At 62.6% G+C, this 4,337-nt stretch carries 4 protein-coding genes and 1 pseudogene; 4 read left to right on the forward strand and 1 reads right to left on the reverse strand.

Annotation, left to right across the window (positions count from 1 at the left end):
* Window positions 1-310 (forward strand): annotated as a pseudogene (locus tag EOA60_RS20745) (hypothetical protein); the annotation flags it as partial.
* A 41-nt stretch (window positions 311-351) separates the two neighbouring features.
* Here EOA60_RS20745 and EOA60_RS20750 read toward each other — a convergent pair.
* Window positions 352-1,236: a hypothetical protein gene (locus EOA60_RS20750; RefSeq protein WP_245322265.1), complete on the reverse strand. Its 885-nt coding sequence runs from the start codon at window positions 1,234-1,236 to the stop codon at window positions 352-354.
* A gap of 512 nt (window positions 1,237-1,748) precedes the next feature.
* Between EOA60_RS20750 and EOA60_RS20755 the strand changes: the two genes are divergently transcribed.
* The 3 genes from EOA60_RS20755 to EOA60_RS20765 all read left to right on the forward strand — a co-directional run.
* Window positions 1,749-2,303, forward strand: coding sequence for a MaoC family dehydratase (locus tag EOA60_RS20755; RefSeq protein WP_095800395.1), 555 nt, complete (start codon window positions 1,749-1,751; stop codon window positions 2,301-2,303).
* Window positions 2,300-3,457 carry a CaiB/BaiF CoA-transferase family protein gene (locus EOA60_RS20760; protein ID WP_095823349.1) on the forward strand — a complete coding sequence of 386 codons (1,158 nt, stop codon included), beginning with the start codon at window positions 2,300-2,302 and terminating at the stop codon, window positions 3,455-3,457. The genes EOA60_RS20755 and EOA60_RS20760 overlap by 4 nt, the downstream gene beginning before the upstream one ends.
* Window positions 3,458-3,471: 14 nt before the next feature.
* The coding region (locus EOA60_RS20765) for an extracellular solute-binding protein (RefSeq protein ID WP_128311809.1) at window positions 3,472-4,337 on the forward strand (866 nt) is incomplete at its 3' end.

The following is a 4,337-nucleotide window of genomic DNA, read 5'->3' on the forward strand; positions in this document are numbered from 1 at the left end:
GGCCGAAGGCGCCGCCTCCGTGCCGGTCGAGAGCGCGGTCGGTGTCATGCTTTACCAGATGGGCGTGGGGAGCCTCGTCTTCTTCGGCTTCCTGGCGGCGCTGGCCGTGGCATTGCGACGGCAGCTTATCCAGACCGGCGACCCGGATTTCCTGTTCGGCTTTGTCGGCATCGTCACCATTTCGGCCAATGCCGTATTACAGGAGGAGGCTTTCTACTCCCCTCTTGCCCTCGCCTTCTGTCTGCTGCTCGTGGGCGTCTCGCTGGGAACACGCTGGCGCATGGCGGCAAGAGCCGAAGCGGCGGACTGACTTCGGATCGGCTGGGCTCCAGACCGGCTTCACGATTTCGTTCAGGAACCGAACAGCACCATTTCGGTGAACGTCAGGTCTCCCGGAGAAGGCGATTTCGGACCCTTGAAATACTTGATCCCCTTGTTCGGAAAATACCTGCCGGACAGACCGGGAACCGGGCCCATCGCATCGACGAGGCAAAGCAGCTGTCCGCGCCGCAGGAGAAAGCGGCCTACGACCCCGGCGCACCTGACCAGATCCGCGTGGGATCGGCAGTAGACGACCTGGCAGCACGACACGAGCCCATGCAATATCCGGCGCGGCTTCAGCACAAGCGGCAACGCCAGACCGTCGCAGACGCAGATCAGCGAAAGACAGCCCAACGCGGCGTGCTCGAGCAATATGTATCTTTCGTTGTCGGTGAGTTCAGCCATTTCGGCGAGGTCCGCATGGGCTTCCAACACCCGGTCCGGACGCGGCATACCATTCAGAATGGGCAAGAAGGCGATCTGTCCGCCGGAAAACAGGCGAAAACCGAAGGCTTTGTTGAGCCTCACTGTCCCGGGCGATGGAGAAATATTGGTGTAGACCACATCCTTGCGCAGGATAACCGTCGCGATCATCCGGCTGGCATAGGGCCGGAATTCCGCGTCCACGGACCAGCTCGAGAGATTGCAGCGGATTTCATCGCCTTCCAGGCTTCTGTGTTTGGCATAGAGCGTAAGCACTGCGCCGACGATCCGGCCCGACTTCTCCAGGACGAACCCATATCGCGGAAAATCGACGACCGCTGGCCGCTGCGCCAGGCGGGTCAGCGCTTCTATCCAATAGCTCCTGCTGCGCTCCGGAAACCCCCGGTGCAGGCAATCCGCCACGCCTCCCCAATCCCTCTCGTCGAAGGGCCGGCAGCCGATACCGGGAGGGAATGCGCCGAGAACCGCCATAATCGACTCAAGAAAAAGGCACCAAATATGTCGAGGTCCGGGTTATCCTGACGATCGATTACTAACGAATTACACCGCTATCGAAGCTAATTTTATTGGCCGGATTTGACGGGATCGTGCAGTGCTCCTCCGCCTACAACTGATCGTCGCATTACCCTTAGGCGGGTTACAATTGTAGAATTGACTAAAACAATCATTGGTTTTGTATGATTCGGGCCGGTGGCGGTCCTTCCTGGCAGAAGCGCCTCGCCATCCCGGCCGGCACAGCGGCGTTCGCCGTGACCCGGAAGTCCGCTGGCAACTGCCGGAAGTAGCCGCGCCTGGCGCTGTGCCTGCTGCATCCAAGGCAACTCCGAGTTCGATCGTGCAGGCAAAATTTCACCGGACCGGCTTGTGCGCAAATCTCATATGTGAATATAGTATTCACAAAAGAAGATTTGGAGGATCGATCGCGTCCGACTCCGGCTTGCCGGAGCGGTGCGGCCATTCTCCCGGAGCGGACGAACAGCGCAATGACCAGCTTCCCGCCCACCGCCGGCGTCGCTTCGACCTGCCCTGCCGACATGCCGCCCGATCACGCCTTGCTGCCGGTATGGAATGCCGAAAACTGGTTCTATGAAGATTGGCCAATCGGCCAGAAAATCCGCTCGCTCCGGCGCACTATGGCCGAAGGCGACAGTCATCTCTTCAACACCCTGGTGCTCGACATCCACCCTTATGTGCAGGACCAGATGTTCGCCGAGCGCGAAGGTATCTTCGGCAAGCGCCTCGTGGCGGGCGCGTTCGTTTTCTCGGCCGGGCTCGGTCTAGTCGCCACCAACTGCGTCAATGCCTTTTCCTACGGCTATGACAAGCTCCGCTTCATAAAGCCGGTCTTCATCGGCGACACCATCTATTCGATCCGCACCAACATGGAAAAGAAGCCCCGCTACAAGGAAATGGGGCTGATCCGCGCCAGCTATGAAGTGTTCAAGGGCGAAGGCGAGCTGGTGCTCTACTGCGAGCATCTGCAGACGGTGAAATACAAGGACCCGGCCGACTTCGCCGGCAAGACGGAGAAGCAATGATGGCCGCCGACCTGCCGCTGTCCGGCCTTGTCGTCGTCGACATGAGCCAGTTCCTGTCGGGACCTTACTGCTCGCTGAGGCTCCTCGACCTCGGTGCCCGCGTCATCAAGATCGAGCGGCCCGATGGTGGCGACCTGTCGCGCCGGCTCTATCTCAGCGACACCGAGATCGGTGGTGATTCCACCATCTTCCACGCCATCAACCGTGCCAAGGAAAGCTTTGCGGTCGATCTGAAGAACGAGGATGACCTTAAAGCGCTGCGCGGGCTGCTCGCCAAGGCCGACGTGCTGATCCAGAACTTCCGGCCCGGCGTCATCGAGCGGCTCGGCCTCGATTACGAGCATGTGCGGACGCTCAATCCGCGCCTGGTCTACGCCTCGATCAGCGGCTATGGCGAGGAAGGCCCGTGGGTAAAGCGTCCGGGTCAGGACCTGCTTGCCCAGGCGCGCTCCGGCGTCATGTGGCTGAACGGCGACGAAGATCAGGGTCCGGTGCCGTTCGGCCTGGCAATCGCCGACATGCTGGCCGGCGCCGCCTGTGCGCAAGGCATCCTTGCAGCACTGGTCCGGCGCGGCACCACCGGCGCGGGCGGCCATATCGAGACCAGCCTCTTCGAGGCGCTGATCGACCTCCAGTTCGAGGTGCTGACGACGCATCTCAATGACGGCCGGCGGCTGCCGCGCCGTTCGTCGTTCCATAGCGCCCACGCCTATCTGGCGGCGCCCTACGGAGTCTATCCGGCCAAGGACGGCTTCCTGGCGATCGCCATGACGCCGATCCCGAAGCTCGCCGACCTGCTCGAGATCGAGGGGCTGGCGCCCTATCGCGACAAGCCGGCGACCTGGTTCACGGCGCGCGACGAGATCAAGGCGATCATCGCGCAGCGCATCGCGCAGAAGTCGGTCGACGAATGGCTGGCGATCCTCGAGCCCGCCGACATCTGGTGCGCGAAGGTGCTGAACTGGAAAGAGGTGCTGGAAAGCGACGGCTTCAAGGCGCTCGACCTGCTGCAGACCGTGACGCGCGAGGACGGTGTTTCGATCGACACCACCCGGTCACCGCTCAGGATCGACGGCATGCGCGCCAAAGTCGAGCAGGCGGCGCCGCGCGTCGGCGAGCACAGCGCAAAAATCCGCAAGGAGTTCGGCCTGTGACGACACTCAAGGGCATGACCTGGAACCATCCGCGCGGCTATGATCCGATGGTCGCCTGCTCCCGGCTTTGGCGGGAAAAGACCGGCGTCTCTATCGAGTGGGAGAAGCGCTCGCTGCAGGACTTCGAGTCCTTCTCTGTCGAAGAACTCGCCCGCGCCTACGACCTGATCGTCATCGATCATCCGCATGTCGGCCAGATCACCGCCGAGAAGTGCCTGGCCCCGCTCGACGTGCCCGGCCGCGAGGCGGAGCGCGAAGCGCTGGCGAAGGCAAGCGTCGGCCGGTCCTATCCGAGCTACACTTGGCAGGACCGGCAATGGGCCTTTCCGATCGACGCCGCGACGCAGGTGCAGGCCTGGCGACCCGATTTGATAGACGCCGCGCCGAAGATCTGGACCGAAGTGCTGGAGCTTGCCCAGCGTAGCCGCGTGCTCTTGCCGCTCAGGCCGCCGCACTCGCTGATGTGCTTCTTCACGCTTGCCGCCGATCTCGGCCGGCCATGTGCAGTCGAAAGCCCGAGCGATCTGATCGATCCCGATAACGGCGAGACCGTCTTCGAAATGCTGCGTGAGATCGCGGCACTCCTCGATCCCGAGTGCCTGACGATGGATCCGATTGCCGTGTTCGAAAAGATGGCCGAGGCCGGCTCGCGCATCGCCTGCGCGCCGCTGATCTATGGCTACGTGCCCTATGCCACTGCAGGCTTCCGGCCGAACCGGCTCTTCTTTTGCGACATGCCGACTGTGGGCGGCAACGGCCCGGTCGGCTCCGCGCTCGGCGGCACCGGCATCGCCGTCTCCGCCTTTTCCGCTGCCGGCGAGGAAGCGATCGACTTCGCCTACTGGATCGCCAGCGGCGACGTGCAGCGCGGCCTCTATGC

Origin of the sequence: Mesorhizobium sp. M1A.F.Ca.IN.020.06.1.1 (assembly GCF_004023265.1) — a bacterium.
In the GTDB taxonomy this organism is placed as follows: Bacteria; Pseudomonadota; Alphaproteobacteria; order Rhizobiales; family Rhizobiaceae; genus Mesorhizobium.

Bases quoted from the DNA above. Each gene is read 5' to 3' on its own strand.
- EOA60_RS20750 (WP_245322265.1), bottom strand. From the start codon at position 1,236: ATGGCGGTTCTCGGCGCATTCCCTCCCGGTATCGGCTGCCGGCCCTTC.
- EOA60_RS20755 (WP_095800395.1), top strand. From the start codon at position 1,749: ATGACCAGCTTCCCGCCCACCGCCGGCGTCGCTTCGACCTGCCCTGCC.
- EOA60_RS20760 (WP_095823349.1), top strand. From the start codon at position 2,300: ATGATGGCCGCCGACCTGCCGCTGTCCGGCCTTGTCGTCGTCGACATG.